Origin of the sequence: Pedobacter foliorum (genome assembly GCF_013266735.1) — a bacterium.
Classification (GTDB): domain Bacteria; phylum Bacteroidota; class Bacteroidia; order Sphingobacteriales; family Sphingobacteriaceae; genus Pedobacter; species Pedobacter foliorum.
Genome location: NZ_JABSNU010000001.1, coordinates 470435 through 486440, shown reverse-complemented (window position 1 = coordinate 486440; position 16006 = coordinate 470435). Strand labels below are relative to the sequence as shown.

At 41.1% G+C, this 16006-nt stretch carries 17 protein-coding genes; 6 read left to right on the top strand and 11 right to left on the bottom strand.

Annotated features, from left to right (window positions below; translation table 11 throughout):
- Positions 1–42: 42 nt before the first annotated feature.
- From HQN83_RS02165 to HQN83_RS02155, 3 genes are read right to left on the bottom strand one after another with little or no spacing between them, the layout of a single operon-like run.
- Positions 43–1197: an FAD-dependent oxidoreductase gene (locus HQN83_RS02165; RefSeq protein ID WP_173088136.1), complete on the bottom strand. Its 1155-nt coding sequence runs from the start codon at positions 1195–1197 to the stop codon at positions 43–45.
- 24 nt (positions 1198–1221) lie between these two features.
- Entirely contained in the window at positions 1222–1974 is a 753-nt protein-coding gene (locus tag HQN83_RS02160) for a helix-turn-helix domain-containing protein (RefSeq protein ID WP_173088134.1), read from the bottom strand.
- A complete protein-coding gene (locus HQN83_RS02155) occupies positions 1971–2546 on the bottom strand; it encodes a Crp/Fnr family transcriptional regulator (protein ID WP_173088132.1) in 576 nt (191 codons plus the stop codon). Before HQN83_RS02155 ends, HQN83_RS02160 begins: the two co-directional genes overlap by 4 nt.
- Positions 2547–2799: 253 nt before the next feature.
- On the opposite strand from HQN83_RS02155, the gene HQN83_RS02150 reads away from it, so the two are divergent.
- Positions 2800–3264, top strand: a complete 465-nt coding sequence (locus HQN83_RS02150) for a hypothetical protein (RefSeq protein ID WP_173088130.1) — start codon at positions 2800–2802, stop codon at positions 3262–3264.
- Positions 3265–3358: 94 nt separating this feature from the next.
- Here HQN83_RS02150 and HQN83_RS02145 read toward each other — a convergent pair whose 3' ends face one another.
- Positions 3359–3757 carry a hypothetical protein gene (locus tag HQN83_RS02145; RefSeq protein ID WP_173088128.1) on the bottom strand — a complete coding sequence of 133 codons (399 nt, stop codon included), beginning with the start codon at positions 3755–3757 and terminating at the stop codon, positions 3359–3361.
- Between the two features lie 181 nt (positions 3758–3938).
- On the opposite strand from HQN83_RS02145, the gene HQN83_RS02140 reads away from it, so the two are divergent.
- Positions 3939–4541 (top strand): UPF0758 domain-containing protein, encoded by a 603-nt coding sequence (locus HQN83_RS02140; protein WP_173088126.1) that lies wholly within the window; start codon positions 3939–3941, stop codon positions 4539–4541.
- A 22-nt stretch (positions 4542–4563) separates the two neighbouring features.
- Here the strand turns inward: HQN83_RS02140 and HQN83_RS02135 are convergent, their stop codons facing one another.
- On the bottom strand, positions 4564–5172 hold the full coding sequence (locus HQN83_RS02135) for an alpha-ketoglutarate-dependent dioxygenase AlkB family protein (protein WP_173088124.1): 609 nt from the start codon (positions 5170–5172) through the stop codon (positions 4564–4566).
- A gap of 2 nt (positions 5173–5174) precedes the next feature.
- Positions 5175–5636, bottom strand: a complete 462-nt coding sequence (locus HQN83_RS02130; RefSeq protein ID WP_173088122.1) for a hypothetical protein — start codon at positions 5634–5636, stop codon at positions 5175–5177.
- 267 nt (positions 5637–5903) lie between these two features.
- Between HQN83_RS02130 and HQN83_RS02125 the strand changes: the two genes are divergently transcribed.
- Positions 5904–6443, top strand: a complete 540-nt coding sequence (locus HQN83_RS02125) for a GNAT family N-acetyltransferase (RefSeq protein WP_173088120.1) — start codon at positions 5904–5906, stop codon at positions 6441–6443.
- Between the two features lie 131 nt (positions 6444–6574).
- Here the strand turns inward: HQN83_RS02125 and HQN83_RS02120 are convergent, their stop codons facing one another.
- Positions 6575–8338, bottom strand: a complete 1764-nt coding sequence (locus HQN83_RS02120) for an alpha-L-fucosidase (protein ID WP_173088118.1) — start codon at positions 8336–8338, stop codon at positions 6575–6577.
- A gap of 417 nt (positions 8339–8755) precedes the next feature.
- On the opposite strand from HQN83_RS02120, the gene HQN83_RS02115 reads away from it, so the two are divergent.
- A complete protein-coding gene (locus tag HQN83_RS02115) occupies positions 8756–10108 on the top strand; it encodes an alpha-L-fucosidase (RefSeq protein ID WP_173088116.1) in 1353 nt (450 codons plus the stop codon).
- Between the two features lie 427 nt (positions 10109–10535).
- On the opposite strand, the gene HQN83_RS02110 is transcribed toward HQN83_RS02115, so the two are convergent.
- From HQN83_RS02110 to HQN83_RS02100, 3 genes are all read right to left on the bottom strand, one after another.
- Entirely contained in the window at positions 10536–11060 is a 525-nt protein-coding gene (locus HQN83_RS02110; RefSeq protein ID WP_173088114.1) for a MepB family protein, read from the bottom strand.
- A gap of 90 nt (positions 11061–11150) precedes the next feature.
- Complete coding sequence (locus HQN83_RS02105) at positions 11151–11297, bottom strand: hypothetical protein (RefSeq protein WP_173088112.1); 147 nt, start codon at positions 11295–11297, stop codon at positions 11151–11153.
- A 437-nt stretch (positions 11298–11734) separates the two neighbouring features.
- Positions 11735–13186 (bottom strand): S41 family peptidase, encoded by a 1452-nt coding sequence (locus tag HQN83_RS02100; RefSeq protein WP_173088110.1) that lies wholly within the window; start codon positions 13184–13186, stop codon positions 11735–11737.
- A gap of 224 nt (positions 13187–13410) precedes the next feature.
- Between HQN83_RS02100 and HQN83_RS02095 the strand changes: the two genes are divergently transcribed.
- Both HQN83_RS02095 and HQN83_RS02090 read left to right on the top strand, forming a co-directional pair.
- Positions 13411–14382 carry an aldo/keto reductase gene (locus tag HQN83_RS02095; RefSeq protein ID WP_173088108.1) on the top strand — a complete coding sequence of 324 codons (972 nt, stop codon included), beginning with the start codon at positions 13411–13413 and terminating at the stop codon, positions 14380–14382.
- The gene (locus tag HQN83_RS02090) at positions 14383–15189 is read left to right on the top strand and encodes a helix-turn-helix domain-containing protein (RefSeq protein ID WP_173088106.1); all 807 of its coding nucleotides are present in this window, start codon (positions 14383–14385) and stop codon (positions 15187–15189) included.
- Between the two features lie 201 nt (positions 15190–15390).
- On the opposite strand, the gene HQN83_RS02085 is transcribed toward HQN83_RS02090, so the two are convergent.
- Complete coding sequence (locus HQN83_RS02085) at positions 15391–15663, bottom strand: hypothetical protein (RefSeq protein ID WP_173088104.1); 273 nt, start codon at positions 15661–15663, stop codon at positions 15391–15393.
- Between the last annotated feature and the right edge of the window lie 343 nt (positions 15664–16006).

Sequence of the window (16006 nt, the reverse complement as noted above, 5' to 3'; positions counted from 1 at the left end):
GCTCCCCGGATTAGGGTAAACGATAACATTTGTTATTAAATCCTAGGACTGAACCTGATTAAAAAATGAAATCATTTGTTCCAGTCCTGCCGCTGAGAACATCCTTTCGGTATTTTCTAAAGTGTCTTTTGTGGCTGCTGCGCCTCTTGTAATCATGTCTTTTTCAAAATGAGCAATTGCGGTTTTGATGTCTGCAAATTTAGTACTGGTCAAAACTTCCGCCAGTTCAAATGAATCCTGCATGGCCACATTCGCTCCTTCGCCTGCAAATGGCGGCATACGGTGCGCTGCATCACCAATCATGGTCAGGTTTTCCTGGGTTTCCCAAGTTTGATTGAAGGGAAAATAATACTGCGGACGAGGGATAAAATGCACTTCATCGTTTGTAAAGAATTCCTGCCAATCCTCACTCCAACCGGCGAATTCTTTTTTGAAAAATGCCAATACCTGTGCTTTATTTTTGAAATCAATATCGCTTTCTTTAAGCCAGTTTTCCTGACATTTGAAACAAGCCACAAACATAATAGAATCGTCTGCTTTTGTGCCATATCCTATGAATTGCTCATTGTCGAATGCCATTACTTTTCCGCCTTTTGCAAATCCAAAAAGGTTTGGTGTATTTTTATGCGCCTGGTAAATGTTTCCCTCGATCAATGTTATTCCCGAGTAGATGGGTTTGATGTCGCTGAGATAGGGACGGATTTTAGAATTTGCGCCGTCGGCAGCAATCACCAGGTCGGCATAAACTGATTTTCCGTTTTTGAAATGCAGCAACCAACCATGGTCTTTTTTTTCCATTTCCACAAAATGGCTGTCCCAAACCACAGTGTCGGGTTCTAGGGAGTTCAGCAAGATATTTCGCAAGGGAGCTCGGTCAATTTCGGGCCTGCCTTCTGCTGTGATTTCTGCAAAGTTATGGTCATCAAACTTTATGTTGAGTCCTTTGTCCACCAATTGCATTTTACTGGCAAGGGGACGGTGATGCTGGTAAAATTCACCAAGTAAACCTGCGCGTTTCATCGCTTCAAGACCTGTGCCTTCGTGCAAGTCCAAAGTAGAGCCCTGGACACGAACATTCCGGTCAACATCTCTTTCGTAAACTTTTACCTCTGCATTTTGCATTTGTAATAATCTACCCAGGGTCAAGCCTGCAGGTCCGCCGCCGACAATGGCGATTTTTTTATTTTGTATTAGCATAATTTTAAATATTACGCTACAAAATTATTTCTTGTTCGTGATTAAAAATTGTAAAAATCGGCGGTTTTCGTTTTTGAACAATTCTTTTGGAGAAGCGCCCGAATGCTTTTTGATTTCCTTGATGAAATGCGACTGGTCATAATAGTTGAGCTGTGGAAACAATTTGCCTTCTTTGATATGTGAAAGTGAGGCCTGAAAACGCAAAATGCTGCAATATGTCTTTAAGGAAATTCCCAGTTGCTGATTAAAATATTGATTGATCTGACGTGCGCTCCAGGCCAGGCGTTCTGAAAGTTCTTTTACCGCTATTTCTCCATTGCTTTCAAAAACAAGCGCAAACAATTTACGTTTTCGTTTGTCAATTTCCTTTGGCAAAAGTGATTGTATCTTTTGTGTCGCTTTTTCGCAGAACGCATCAAAATCGTTCAAATCATCCATGCTAAAATCCCAGAAATCATTAGGCAAGGGCTTCCCTTTATCCAAAATGTCTGCAACAGACTGGCGTAAAACATATTCTACAGCAAGTGGATTAAAATTAATCGCAAAAAAAGTGGAGATTTCTTGTCCTGGTATCATTTTAGGTTTTGTTTCCAGCCCCAGCAGCGAAATATGAAATTGACCGTCTGAGGTTTTGTAGAAGGACATGTCAATCCTTCCGTTGGGAATGATCACCCCTTCACTGATGCCTGACAGGTTTTGGATTGACGAAAAGCAATAGACAAAATCAGAGATAGACTGGTCGGGCTTAACGAGTGCATGTTGAGGAGTATCGTTCATTTTTCTTTCAGTAATTTACTTTTTATACGGCTTAGGTGGACTTTTGTGATGCCTAAAAAAGAAGCGATATAATGCTGGGGGATGCGCTGGATAATTTGTGGTTTCTCCCTGATCAAGTTGAGGTAACGCTCCTGGGGCGTGTCTTTTATAAAGGAAAAGAAATGCTTCATGTAATCAAAAGTGCGCTCAAATAGGGTATCGATAAATAGGTCGCGTAATGCAGGAATATCTTTTATTTCCTCAATTATTCTTTCCAGGTCCTTTTTGTGTATCCACCAGATGATACTTGGCTCAATGGTCTCCACAGTGACGGGACTTGGGATGTGTTTTCTGAAACTCTCAATAGAAGAAACCATATTGTTTTCGAAAAAGAACTGGGTGGTAATGTCTTTTCCGTTGTTGTTGAACCATACACGGATGCAGCCTTTTTCGATCAGAAACATTTTTTTTGAAATTTCATCTTCGTTTAAAAGTACAGTTTTTGCAGGGACTTCCATGCGTTTAAAACAACTGATATAGTCGTTCCATTTGTCATCCTTAAGCGGGATTTTAGCTCTGAACTGTTCGAACATTCGTTTTTTTGCTTTAGTAAAATTATTAATCTAAAAATAAAACACAACAAAATTCACATCCTATGATAAAAATGAAAGCAAAGCAGCTAAAATCAACTGGTTGCTGCCTGTAAATTTGATCTGCCGGCGGTATAGTTATGGTGCAATCCAATACCTCTTTTTTCCATTCTGCTAAACATTTAGAATGATCGCAGTGCACTATTTTTTTTGTTTTATCTTAGCTCCCTTAAAAAATAGTAATCGATAACACGACATGTATTCAACAATATTAGCCCTACATTCTCTGGTCCGCTGGTTTGTCTTGGTAAGTTTACTTTTCGCCATTTTCCGTGCCTTTAGTGGTTGTTTTTCCAGTAGAAAGTTCTCGCGCCTGGACAATGCCATCAGACATTGGACAGCTACCATTGCACATGTCCAGCTGATTTTTGGACTGGTACTTTACTTCATCAGTCCTATTGTCAATTATTTTTTACACAATTTCAGTGATGCAGTTCATCGCAGGGAGATCCGTTTTTTTGGGATGGAGCACAGTCTGATGATGATGACCGCAGTTGTCGTGATCACCATTGGATCGGCCAAAGCAAAACGTAAACAGACAGACCTTGAAAAGTTTAAGACCATGGCGTTGTGGTATGGTATCGGTCTTTTAATTATCCTCTCCTCTATTCCCTGGGCATTTTCACCATTGACAAGCCGTCCCTCTTTCAGACCATTTTAATGCCTTTACGATGAAGGATCCTGATCTTGTTTGGGCTAGGCAATGAACTTTACCTAATATTGAGATTTCGGATATCAACCGCGATTCATTTAGCCTACAGCTGGGTTTGGTATTGCTGGACAACCAGCAATACCTGGTTGTCTTTGATTTTCAGGTAACCCTGGTCAAAACAAAAATGATAAACGTCGCCCTTTTTTGTGGTTTGATAGCTGGTCTGATAATGGAAATTAAATCCCAGGTCTATCAAGTACTGTTCTCTTACAATGGTTTTGCCATTGGTGTTTAGCTTGCGCAGGATCTGATGGTTATTGGTCAGGATCCTGCTGATCTTTTTTATGAACTCGGGATCCTCCCCCCGCTTCTCCATTTTTACCTTATTGTTGTAATCTATGCGACAAGCTTCTGTACAATAGATCTTATCGGTTCTGCCAAAAATAATTTTTTCACTGCAGTTCCGGCATTCTTTTGGATTGGGGATGATGCTGTTGGTCACGAGGCATTAATTTAATTAGCGGCGTAATCAAAGTTATGTATTTCAGTTGGTTAAGACTAAATTTTGCGTCCATTTTATCCGTGTAATTTTCATGTACATGGATAAACACGGGTTTTATTCGAATAATTTTCGGTTAAAATTTTTAAGGTTTCGAGCTTTGAGCTGAATAAATCCAAAAATTATGAGATCAGAAATTCTAGAAAGCGAAAACTTTGGTAATGGTAAAAGAACTTACTTCCTTGACTTTGCAAGGGCTATTAACCATCGCAACTACATTAAGATCAGCCAATCAGACAGGCAAGAGGATGGCAGCTACAAAAGGAGTTCGGTACATGTCTTTGAGCAGGATTTCTATTTTCTCATTGAAGGCCTGACTGCGCTTTTTACCAACATGGGCCATAGGGAATCCGGTTCAGGCACAGCACGGGAGTACGCCCCTATTCCAAAACCTGAGTTTAAACCGCGCGGAATTAAGAGTTGGCCTGCTGAAATGCGTCCCCGTGAAAAATACCTCGCCGCAGGCGCCCAAGCTTTATCAGATGCTGAACTATTGGCCCTGCTCATCGGTTCTGGCACCGCCAAACAAAGCGCTGTAGATTTGGCTGAGTGTATCCTCAAATCCCTGAATGGTGATTTGGACGCACTTTGCCGATGCTCAGCCAAAACATTGTCTAAATTTCCTGGAATTGGTGATACCAAGGCGGTCACCATTATGGCTGCCATTGAACTATTTAAACGGGCTAAACAATTGCAGGTGCCTTTCAATTTAAAAACAATAAACTGACAATTACCTAATAGGTACTTGTTTATATCACCACTCTGAAAGTCAGGTTTAACCTGGCTTTCATCGGTTTGCTGGACTTGGCAATCCGATGCTCCCAATCTACCTGCAAATCGCCCTTCATGACCATCAGCGCTCCACTCTCCAATTTAATTGAATACCGCTGCCTGTGGTCTTGTTTCTTACGGATATCAAAACACCTCAGCTGACCGAAACTCACCGATGCAATCACAGGATGGGTACCCAGAGCCCGCTCATTGTCGCTGTGCCAGGCCACCGAATCATTGCCATCCCGGTAATAATTTAACAATACACTGTTAAACTTAAGCCCGACTATCGCTTCTACCCTATTCTTTATCAGCAGCAAATCAGGTGTCCAGGTGTTAGGTACAGATCTTCGCAAAGAAGTATAATCGTAGGTCTCTGGATCTGCATACCATGCCGTTAACCGTGGTGTGAGTACTTGCTTATCATACATTTTTACCACACGTTGTTGCCATGGAGATTCTCGAATCAGTTTCTGGAGTATAAGCTCGCTTTCCGTTTCAGTAAACAAACCAGGATGGTAATCCAATAAGGTTGCAGGTAAACCCGGAGATTGTCCCTGTTCTGCAAAAAGGCTCAGCTGTTCCATCTCTATTTAGCTGTAAAAACCCGATTGGCAACAAGCTCAAAATCATCCGACATCCCTGCATTATATACGCGAAAAAGGATCTGCCATTCATCCTTGATCAATAATCCAATGGAGGTCCTAAATAGCTTCTCAAAACTTTCAAAACAAATCCCTGGCTTGCAAATCACCATATATTCCAGGTCACTGAGCATGATTACCTCCTGAAGGTAGGCTTCCCAATGCATTTTAATGTCCGAAGGTAAATGATGGAAATGTTGCTGCTCAATCAGTTTGACAATCCCCTTAAGTAAACCCGCTGGCACTTCTGTTTCTGCACGCAGATTCCACATTCCCTGCTTTTTCTCCACCTTGCCGATCAACTCATTTCCCAGCACAATCTGCCATGGCTCCCCTGGTTTAGACTGAATCACCTGGTAGAGGCCTTTCTCTTGCTTTTCTTCTAAAAAATAAGTCAGTTCAATCATCAATAATATTTAGCATGGAAAAATAAAACACAAACCTAATTAAACAAATTTATGCTAATATTTTTAGTAATTCAAATTTGTTCAGTTTTATATTTTAGTACAAAGCCTGATAATTCTTTAAAGTAGGACTCTGCGGATTCCATTTATTTTTCTATTTTCGGCGCACATCTATATTTGAACCCATATGCTTACTGATTTCAGCTCCTTGTTTTGTACAGAAAATCACTCATCCTACAACCAGAAAGTCGACTTTCTTCATTAATTACAATGCTGAAGCCCATTTTTCTGGAAAACGACAAGCTCCTGATCCATCCTTTCCGACCTGAAGACCTGCAAAGGTTCGAACAATTGACCCAGGACATTTTCAGTATTCTGTCAGATGACCATACCCTGAAATTCATCCCCGGTAAAAGACTGCATAGCCTGGAAGAAGCTGCCGCTTTTTTAAAAACGATGGTCATCAATTACCATGCAGGTCTGAACTACATTCATTTCATCACCGATAAACAATTAAATAAAGTTGTTGGCATCATTGACCTCATTTCCCCCACAGTAGCCAAAGCCCATTACCAGATTGATCACTATCCCTTTTTTATTGAATTTTACCTCAGTGGATTTGCCAGTGGCTGTTACATCATGACTGAAATCCTGCCGGCAGTCATAGACAATTTACTCCGGCAAGGCATACCCAGTATCGGAGCTGTAGTCAACCGTAAAAACATTGCTGCCAGAAAAGTATTGGAAAGAGCCCAGTTTACTTATAAGGAGCCTTTTGATGCAGTGCAGGACTTTTATGAAACGACATAACATCAGTTTATACGCCTGATATCCGGACCAGGGTAAATAAAATAGCTAAACAGGAATACTCCTTTCTAATCTCAATTAACGGGGTCTGTATATTTCGCGAAAATCGGAGAACAAGCTAAAAGCCGGGTCTTTTATTTTGAATAAACCTTAATCTTTACTGCTGCCGGATCGCCTGGAATGCTAAGCTGGATGTATTGTATGCTACGCCCCAGCACCTGGGCACCAGTCATATAAGTAGTAAGGCTGATTTCTGTAGCTTCAGGATTGATCTTCCCAGCTTCAGTCCAATTCTTTCCATCGGAAGATGTCTTTACGATAATCTGATTTTTACTTCCATAAATTCCTATACCTGTAACCTTAAATTTCTCTTTCAGATCGATCGTATACCTATTCATTTTCCAATCCCTTGCATGGATGTCAAAGTCTCTTATCACTGTACCGTATTCTACTCCATCAAAAACGGAATGATTTGCCGAACTTAAAATTCTTGATATTGGTTTTTTCATCAGCAATTCAATAATTGTGGCTATGCTGTCTGGATTAACAGGTGCACTAAACTCCCACTTCCCTTTTTTGTTTTCATAACCGGCCTTGCCTTCAATGTTTAAGTACTTTGCGCTCAAAATCGAATTCCCTGCAATCTCAGGCAAATTAACCTTACCATCTTTCCAGTCGTAAACATACAGATATACTTTGTTTCCTTTGTAAGTAGCGCCACCCCACTTACCGGGCATCCAGGGTCCTCCTTTAGTTTCATAAAAAGCTTGACCATATTTTTTCAGCCAGCTACCCATGTCAAGCAATAAGGTCTTTTGAGCCGGATCAAATCTACCATCCCAATGAGCGCCCCAACTCAACAGTACATTACCGTTTCCCTGAGCGGAAGAAAACAGATCCCTTAGCAGTTGCTTTTTTGACAGGTTTGGTAATGCAGAGTACGCCCAGTTGCCGTTTAGGGTAAGGGCACTTTCCCAGGGACGGGTTTGATAACGACCAACCTCTTGTTCTGGCGTATCAAAATCACCGGGAATACTGGTTCTGTTATTGATAATAATGTTCGGCTGTAATTTACGCATCATCCGTGTCAGCTGCTCTGCATCCCACATATCAGCGGTAAACATCCCTCCCCACCAGGCAGCATCAAACCAGAAAAGATCAATTTTGCCATATTTTGTGCATAGCTCTCTGACTACATTACGCTGGTATTCCAGGTATTGTTTGTGGGTAGCTCCAGGAACTGCATTCCCTCCTTTCAGCGATTTCCACACTAAACCATCCTGGCTGTTTACGGTCTTTGAAGTATCTACTGGAGCATAATCCGGATGATGCCAATCACGTTGAGAATAATAGATTCCGAATGGCATGCTTATTTTATGACAGGCATCTGCAATCTCTCTCAGATAATCACGGCCAAATGGGGTATTGGTAATTTTAAAATCAGAAAATTTAGTATCCCACATGTGAAAACCATCGTGATGTTTCGCAATCACCACCACATATTTCATCCCTGCATCCTTTGCAATCTGAACCCATTCATCGGCGTTGAAGTTTTCGAGCTTGAATTTTGATGGCCAGCTTTTCCATACGCTATCAGGATATGCCCCGTGCCCCATGTCTGGTGCTTTACGGGTTTCGCAAATCTCCCAGCTGATGTCTTTATCCACATACGCTGACAAACCAAAATGAATAAACATACCGTAACGGGCATTGGTAAACCATTTCATTTGTTCCGGACTTGCGAAATTACTGCTATCCCAGTCCTGTTTAGTAAAACGCTGATACTTAAATGCGGTTTGTTTGGGAATTTGGTCTGTATTCAAGACCGACCACTGGGCCTTTAATCCTGTACAATAGATGATGAAACATGTGGTAACTATGTAAAATATTTTATTCATTTATGCTCCCTTGTATTTAAGTTAATTCCTGGAATAATCTAATCCATCCAGGGAGTTGAAGTTATCACCATTAACCGAAAAAAGAAATAGAGTATTGGGTTATAAAGCTGGATTAAACGATTCATAAATGAAGCAGGTGCTGTCTTTGATCCAATGCTGCTGATCAAAATTCTTAAACCTAAGAAAATCGGCTAAACTATTTTTTAATATCAGGCTATAGACGGAAAGCCCAAACGACAAATAAATTCAAGACGAAGACGATATGGTTCTTCCCCAGGCCTATCTTTGAGGTAAGCATTAATGAACGGAAAGATTTTTTGATCCAAAAAAACTTAATTGATTGCCAATATGATTTATTTCTGCTGCTGTTTATCTTCTAAATTTGTTAATCACATAACTGAACAAACCAAATAAAACATGAACAAAAAACTATTGTGGGGCTTGATGCTAATCCTGCTAGCCACCTCAGCCGTACAGGCTCAAAAGAAAATTGGCAATGAAACCGATGAGCAAAAAGCCAAAAGAATGGAATGGTGGAAAGATGCCAGATTTGGGATGTTTATCCATTGGGGATTGTATGCTTTGCCTGCTCGCCACGAATGGGTAAAAAGTAATGAACACATTACCAACGAAGGTTACCAGAAATATTTCAATCAATTTAATCCTGATCATTTTCAGCCTAAACTATGGGCAAAAAAAGCGAAAGCCGCAGGAATGAAATACGTTGTACTCACCACTAAACATCACGAAGGGTTTACGTTGTTTGACAGTAAGTTTACCGATTACAAGGCGACCAATACTTTGGCTAAAAGAGATTTAGTAAAAGAATTTGTCGATGCTTTTAGAGCTGAAGGCTTAAAAATTGGTTTTTATTACTCTCTAATAGATTGGCATCACCCGGATTTCACGGTCGATGACTACCATCCTTTAAAACCTGCAAACAATGACGAAAATCAATATTTAGCCTTGAATAAAGGTAGAAATATGGCCAATTACCGTAAATACCTAAGCAATCAGGTCAACGAGATCTTAACTAAGTATGGAAAAATTGATGTGCTCTGGCTTGACTTTTCATATCCGGGTAAGCATGGTAAAGGAAAAGAAGACTGGGCATCTGTTGAGCTGTTAAAGCAAATCAGAAAACTACAGCCCGGTATCATTGTAGATAACAGACTTGATTTAGATGAGTATAGTGATGGTGCAGATTTTGAAACGCCAGAACAGGTGAGTACCGAAGCTTTAGCTAAATTTAAAGGCAAAACCTGGGAGACATGTCAGACTTTTTCAGGCTCCTGGGGTTATTACAGGGATGAAAATACCTGGAAAACGAATAAACAATTGCTGAGTTTATTGATTACCTCAGTAGCCAATGGCGGTAATTTACTGTTAAACGTTGGGCCGACTGCCAGGGGAGAATTTGACAACAGGGCAAATACTGCACTGGATAGCCTTGGGCTTTGGATGCATGCCAATTCCAGTTCAATTTACGGATGCACGTTTGCTCCGGATAAATATAAAGCTGCCCCGGGAACCCAGCTTACCTACAACAAAACTGGCAAAAAACTGTACGTTCATCTTTTTGAGTATCCTAAAGATGGCAAAATAGTGCTGGATGGATATGGTGATGATGTCATTTATGCGCAGTTTCTACATGACAATTCAGAGCTCTTAACTGATAAAGACAAATCGACTTCCGGTAGTCTGGTCTTGAAATTACCAACTAAAAAACCTGATTTTCAAATTCCGGTCATTGAGTTGAGTTTGAAATAACATATTTTGTTGTCTCGCAGTTGTTGCTGTGAGACAATAATTTTCTATTGGTGTAGTTCTACCTAGCAGCCTAGGGTCTGCGATCACAATTGCTTTTTTAAAACTCATCTTGCTTTCTAAGGTCTTTTGCAGGGCGCTTTAAATCCTAACGCAAATCCTGCTCCCTGAATATTGCCTTTTTCAGGGCATTTCAGACCTACTATCAGGAAGGTTTTCTGGCTGGAACGAGTTTGGGAATGAATATCTGTCATCTGCAATAGCAAATCCAGCGTTCCCCATTGCTCCCCTCTGGCTTGAGGGGTATAAAAAGAAAGAGATAGACCTTTCGATCTACCCCTTAAATTAACGCTCTCACTACAAAGATATGAAATGTTCTACATAATCCAAATAAACACCGCAAATAATCGCCACGAGTTTTAAGTATAGTTTACACCAACTTCTTACACAGCAAATCAAGAACCCCTGCATGAGCTGTCCCGATATTGAGAAAATATTCAGCCTGCCAGCTTTGTGTCGTCTCTGCCTGCTTGTTGCTGACTTTATCCCAGGGTGGATAAACCCGAATGCCTCGCTTTCCCTCCCGCTGACCGTTTGAAATGATCCCATGCTTAAGAAGCGCAGTTTCTGGAAAAATAAACTGACCAAAATTATCAGCATCTCGGATACTGATGACCATAAAGTCTATCTCATCTGTATCTTCAAATGGCTGTGTAATTCCCTGCTCATTCCTTTTCCAAATGGCGACAAACTGCCCAGTTTTCTTAGGGGTCAATTTAGCAACCCTGAACAAAATCGTCTTTCCATCCAGCTTAAAGCAACAGGCCCCGTAGGCCTTTCCCTCTTCTAGCTTTAATTCCCTAAGTTCAAAACCGCATTTATCGTAGAGGTTTTTCTTAGTGAAATGCCAATCCTGATGAAAATCCGCTGCCGACGCTATCTCTTTTTTTTCCATGCTGTCCTTTTTTGCTTCCCGCTAGAGAAAGCATACAATAATGCTTATTATTTTTCTGGAAACACCCTTGAATATCAAACCTTGTTATTTTTAATCCAGATTGTCCAGCGGCTCCCATGCTCCCTTTTTGAAAAACATATTACCAAATTTAGGGGAGTTAAACACAAGGTAAAAGCTCCAGGTATCTCTGTAAATTGTTGGATCGCCATCCATGATGTGGTGTGTGGGTAATTTCATATTTATGGCTAGTTGTTCTGAGCGGTAGTTCTTTACTGTTCTGATAGATCCAGTGAAGGTTTTTATAGGTTCATTTTTATGCGTGACATACAAATAAATCGAATCGTTCTCCTTTATTTCAAAATGATAATTGTCCTATTGCCAATCTGCTTGTTTACCTCGAAAGAAACATCTGTCAATAATATAGTGATGACTGATGCAGAAAAACTTTTCGTGCCTATCCTAACCACAAATACCCATCATAAGCGCCTTTTGGAAAAATTCCTGGTAAGGAACACAGCTATGCCAATTGCAAATGCTACAAAGCTGGAGCTGATTTAATGCTCATAGATCACGGGTTATTTAAGGGTATCAACTTCGATAGGCAATTCCAGCGTTGAAGAAATAACCCCAATCCTTTGGGAGAGGGATTGTTTAACCAGATGCCTGTTAGCTGATCAGTGGAGCCATTCTTCTGCCGCCTTGAGTACCAAATCTGTATCAGAGTCTGACTTTACCATAACATCAGGAATGATTTTTTTTGAGTATATTTTTTTATTGGTATCGCTCACAAATCCAGTAGCAAGCAACAAAGTTGCGCCATCAGCAAGCCAGAAGATCGAGTTTGAAGTCACATATCCGCCACTTGGTTCGCCAAACAACCTGGTATTATGTGCCCCGATAAAAGAAATGGCCACCATCTCCCCGCTACTGCAGGTGCTGTTACCAATCAAAACCGCTATCCTATTTTTGTTGTTTTTTAATTTGTAACAGGGGTTTACTCTAACATTTGTACCTTTCTCTATCCCCTCTCTGCCCTGCTCGTAATACCACCGCTGCCGTTTTCCGTCTTCCTTGATAAAATAACCTAAATCGCCTTCTCTGAGCAGTGGGCCCAGGCCAGCAATCATAGGATGCATATTCCCTCCTGTATTTGTTCTTAAATCTACAATCCATCCCTTGATATCGTTTTCTTCATCAAGTTTTTTGATTTGACTTTGGATCGTTGTCGAAAAATCTAAAATCGATGGATAATGAGCTGATGAAAAGCCTGGTACCATAATATAACCAATGCCGTTTTCCAGTAATTTTGACATCGGTTTTTCCGGACTTGCCCCTGTAGCACTGGTTTGAGTTTGTGTTTTGTTCTGAATAAAGGAGTGGTTATCCCCTGCCTTTCTCAGTTCTCTGATCATGTAGTCCGTCAGCACGCGGGTATCACTTATCGTTTGAAGTCCGTTCGAAAGTGCCGCAATATCTCTACTGATTTTTTTCCAATCCAATGAGTCTTTGTAGATGGAATTTTTCTTAATAAATCCATTGAAATCATTGATATACTTTAGCACCGCTGCAGAAGGCGGTATGCTCATGGTCTGCAGCTCTTCCACCTGAAAATCATCGAACCAGGCCAATCCATTACCCATAAGGAAGCCAGCCACAACTATTTTTTTTGCCCCTTCAAGTGCGGTTATGCTTAATGTATATTTTTTCCAGTCAGTTGTCCCCTGAATCACGATATGCTGCGTGTCAAAACTTTCAAACCCTATCACTTTATCTTTCTCATCCCACACCTGGCACCATACACCAATTTTTGTCATCACATCAGTCGTTTTGATATAACAAGAGACTGATTTCTTCTGTACGCTGCTTCCATTTACATTGATCTCCTGCGAAAAAGATTGAAACTGCCCGGCATCAACTTTATCACCAGATACCTTTAATGAAAAATTACCTTCAAATTTGTCCTTATCATCTAGACTGACTTTAAATCCAGGTTTTGCTTTAAAGTACCAACCGGGAAGTGAATCAGGATATGCGGTATTTCTAGATTCAAAGCCTGTATTTTTCATCTGGCCGTATCCTAAAAACCCAGTCAAGATACATAGGCAAAGAAGTACAAATTTGAACATAGATAAAACACTTAAATTGAGTAGACTAAGTCCCTAAGATAACTCAATAGTTTTTCCCATCAAATACAATAATGGTTTCTTGTTTTATGATAGGAAGCTATTTTTTGGGTTTTATTGTTAAAAAGTGGCATTTATTGATCTTTAATGTCATCATGAGCTACCAGGATAATTAATTTGAGCCATATAGATAAGCTGAATCCTGATCGAAGGCTGATCTTTGTATCATGACAACGATCAAAAAAATACAATTGGGCCAAAATGGCCCCCTCGTGTCCAAACTTGGTTTGGGCTGTATGCGCATGTCTTCCGTATGGGGAAGCCCAAAACCAGATGAAACCGAAAGCATAGCTACCATACAGGCTGCTCTTGACAGGGGCATCAATTTTTTAAATACCGGTGACTTTTATGGTGCAGGGCACAATGAACTGTTAGTCGGGAAAGCCATTAAAGGCCGTAGGGATGATGCCTTCATCAGCGTCAAATTTGGTGCTTTTTTTCATAATGGCCAGTGGCTGGGCCTGGATCTTCGCCCTGTGGCTATTAAGAATTTCATCAATTATTCACTTACCCGCCTAGGGATTGACACAATAGACCTGTATCAGCCTTGCCGGATGGACGGCAGCGTACCTGTGGAAGATATTATAGGTACCGTAGCCGATCTGATCAAAGAAGGTAAAGTGCGCTACATTGGTGTTTCGGAGATTACGGCTGATCAACTGCGTGAGGCAAACCGGATTCATCCGATAAGTGCACTGGAAATTGGCTATTCACTGGCAGACCGACAAATAGAAAGCGAATTGTTGCCCGCAGCCAAAGAAATGGGTATTGCAGTAGCTGCTTTTGCCAACACTGCCGAAGGTCTGTTGACTGGTGACATGAAAGCGCCGCTTGCGGACGATGACCATCACCTGCACTTCTCGCGCTTTCAGGGCGATAACCTGGTCAAAAACCTGGAAAAAGTGGAAGTGTTGAAAGCCTTAGCTAAAGAGAAACAGCTTACGCCTACACAAATTGCCATCGCCTGGGTAAATGCGCAAGGTGACCATATTATGCCATTGGTGAGCATGAGCCGCCGTTCAAGGTTGCCGGAAAATATCGCTGCCATGAGCATTGAATTTACGACCGCTGAAATGGAATTATTAAATACTACTTTTGCACCGGGCGCCATTTTAGGCGGCACTTATTTACAAAGATAAATGACCAACCCAACTGAAATACTTCCCGGTATGATTTTCTATTCCTATCTCTCTGCAGAACGGAAAGAGAAAGTATGCTTCTGGAACCATCATACGCTGGTATTGATGGTTTCCGGGCAACTTCATTTAGAAACGGCTGACCAGCGCCTGGAGCTCAAAGCAGGCGAAATGTTGCTGGTAGGTAAAAATCAGCTGGGTACGCTGACTAAAACACCGCCTCCCGGTCAGGGTTATGAGAGCATCGTGATCTGTCTTCAGGATGATCTGTTGCGTAAAATAGCACTGGAAGAACAGATCGACACCGGTCCTAAATATCTTGGTCCATCTAACGTACCCGTTCCGCCCGATCCATTTCTTCTTGGCTATTTTCAATCCATTATTCCTTATGCGCACGCCATAGCAGGGACGCTTACAGAAGATATGGGTGTCCTCAAAGTAAAAGAGGGTGTTAAACTGTTATTACATAGCCTGCCCAAATTGAGGTCATATTTATTCGATTTTGCAGAACCTCATAAGATTGATCTGGAGCGGTTTATGATGGCCAATTTTCATTTTAACGTCCCGGTTGAAAGATTTGCTCGGCTCACCGGACGGAGCCTGGCAGGCTTTAAACGCGATTTTGCAAAAACGTTTGGCATACCTCCCCGTCAATGGTTGTTAGATAAACGCCTTAAAGCTGCAAAGCACTTGATCGAGCAGAAACATCAAAAGCCATCGGCCATTTATTTAGATCTCGGCTTCGAAAGTCTGCCCCATTTTTCACGTTCGTTTAAACAAAAATTCGGTAAAGCACCGTCACTGATTTGATCATGTTACCTGGCGATTGTGATCTGATGACCTTTGCGGCTGACCAATTATTTTATTGTGTATACTACAAATTTAGCGAGCCTTTGTTGAGTATTGGTTAGGGTCTTGATTTCTTAAGATAAGCACTTTACCTGGAAACGAAAAACTGAGCGTTTGGGTTGCTTCGAATGTATTTTGCATAGGTCGCCATTGCGACTTACATTACTTCTTTTTAAAACAGCTAGGCTTAGCTGTTCTGATACCTTTCATAATTCGATCGGTTTTGTCCATAAGCAGGCAAGCTAAAATACTGCGCTGTTGATTTTCTATGTTCAGCTCCTCATCTAATTCGATTCGCATCTCGAATACCTCTGCGAGCCTGCTGCTTTCATTAAATAGTTCCTCTACATTTCTCAATGCAATAGCCCTCCTCACCTCAGCTCCTACCTCATCTTGATGAATATATACATACGCCTGATCTAGAAGGGTGCTCATTGACTTCCGGCTGAGGTCAAAGAATCCATCGATATCATCAATTGATGTGTACGGCAAGTCAGAGATCAAACTCTTAAAATTTCCCAGGCCTTCCTGAAGAAGAACTAAGTCCCCGCTATTGCTCATAGTTAATAGGTGTTATCAGCGTAAATCTACCATTTCAAATTGAACAACAAACATGATTTTCTGGTCAATTATTTACATAGCTTGCCGAATGGTAACGAACAATAGGTTTATAGCGCGGTAGCTTAAACTGGAGATTATTCCATATATGGTCACTCTTTCACGGACCCTGGCTCTTTAGTATTTCATTAGTGATCTTTTGTCTGATCCCGGAAAATGG

Bases quoted from the DNA above. Each gene is read 5' to 3' on its own strand.
- HQN83_RS02165 (WP_173088136.1), bottom strand. From the start codon at position 1,197: ATGCTAATACAAAATAAAAAAATCGCCATTGTCGGCGGCGGACCTGCA.
- HQN83_RS02160 (WP_173088134.1), bottom strand. From the start codon at position 1,974: ATGAACGATACTCCTCAACATGCACTCGTTAAGCCCGACCAGTCTATC.
- HQN83_RS02155 (WP_173088132.1), bottom strand. From the start codon at position 2,546: ATGTTCGAACAGTTCAGAGCTAAAATCCCGCTTAAGGATGACAAATGG.
- HQN83_RS02150 (WP_173088130.1), top strand. From the start codon at position 2,800: ATGTATTCAACAATATTAGCCCTACATTCTCTGGTCCGCTGGTTTGTC.
- HQN83_RS02140 (WP_173088126.1), top strand. From the start codon at position 3,939: ATGAGATCAGAAATTCTAGAAAGCGAAAACTTTGGTAATGGTAAAAGA.
- HQN83_RS02135 (WP_173088124.1), bottom strand. From the start codon at position 5,172: ATGGAACAGCTGAGCCTTTTTGCAGAACAGGGACAATCTCCGGGTTTA.
- HQN83_RS02130 (WP_173088122.1), bottom strand. From the start codon at position 5,636: ATGATTGAACTGACTTATTTTTTAGAAGAAAAGCAAGAGAAAGGCCTC.
- HQN83_RS02125 (WP_173088120.1), top strand. From the start codon at position 5,904: ATGCTGAAGCCCATTTTTCTGGAAAACGACAAGCTCCTGATCCATCCT.
- HQN83_RS02120 (WP_173088118.1), bottom strand. From the start codon at position 8,338: ATGAATAAAATATTTTACATAGTTACCACATGTTTCATCATCTATTGT.
- HQN83_RS02115 (WP_173088116.1), top strand. From the start codon at position 8,756: ATGAACAAAAAACTATTGTGGGGCTTGATGCTAATCCTGCTAGCCACC.
- HQN83_RS02110 (WP_173088114.1), bottom strand. From the start codon at position 11,060: ATGGAAAAAAAAGAGATAGCGTCGGCAGCGGATTTTCATCAGGATTGG.
- HQN83_RS02105 (WP_173088112.1), bottom strand. From the start codon at position 11,297: ATGAAATTACCCACACACCACATCATGGATGGCGATCCAACAATTTAC.
- HQN83_RS02100 (WP_173088110.1), bottom strand. From the start codon at position 13,186: ATGTTCAAATTTGTACTTCTTTGCCTATGTATCTTGACTGGGTTTTTA.
- HQN83_RS02095 (WP_173088108.1), top strand. From the start codon at position 13,411: ATGACAACGATCAAAAAAATACAATTGGGCCAAAATGGCCCCCTCGTG.
- HQN83_RS02090 (WP_173088106.1), top strand. From the start codon at position 14,383: ATGACCAACCCAACTGAAATACTTCCCGGTATGATTTTCTATTCCTAT.
- HQN83_RS02085 (WP_173088104.1), bottom strand. From the start codon at position 15,663: ATGAGCACCCTTCTAGATCAGGCGTATGTATATATTCATCAAGATGAG.